The sequence below is a fragment of the Roseateles sp. GW823-FHT07B05 genome, from assembly GCF_058794515.1.
This window is the reverse complement of sequence record NZ_JBXAGX010000046.1, coordinates 1-541: the sequence shown is the minus strand read 5'-3', so window position 1 is coordinate 541 and position 541 is coordinate 1. Positions and strand designations below refer to the sequence as shown.

Sequence of the window (541 nt, the reverse complement as noted above, 5' to 3'; positions counted from 1 at the left end):
CGGCGTTGGTGGGCGTGCCGCTGGTGGCGGAGGCGGTGATGCCGGCGAGGTGGGAGACACCGGCGAGCTGGCGCTCCAGATCCAGCGTGTAGCCGTAGGTGTAGCTGCTGGCGGTGCCCGAGTTGGCGGTGCTGGGGTTGTAGTTGCTGTTGCCGTAGCCGCTGATGCCGAGGTAGAAGGTACCGGTGGCCGGTGCGACGAAGGTCAGCCGGGTGGGGTTGTAGAAGTAGAAGAGGCTGTTGCTGGCCAACTCCTTGCCGGTGGCGTCAAACAGGCGCATCTGGGCGTAGTAGCTGGTGCTGGCGGCCAGCCTGACGAGGTCGCCGGCGTTGAGGTCCAGACGGTAGAGATCGACATCGAGCGCGGTGTCGATGCCCGAGCTCACCCGTCGGCTCTGGTTGAGGCCCACGGCGAGGTCGGTGGCAGCCAGCAGGGTGTCGCCGACGTCGGTGGCCGGGGCGAGGTCGGGCAATGCGACGAGCGCCGGCAGTGCGGCCGATCGCAGCGTGCTGGTGCCACCGGCGGTGGAGACCGTGATCAC

Annotated in this window: 1 protein-coding gene; it reads right to left on the bottom strand. The window is 68.4% G+C overall.

Annotation, left to right across the window (positions count from 1 at the left end; translation table 11 throughout):
* Window positions 1-541 (bottom strand): hypothetical protein (locus AC1Q7O_RS27585; protein ID WP_492662644.1); only part of this gene is annotated, 541 nt, incomplete at both ends.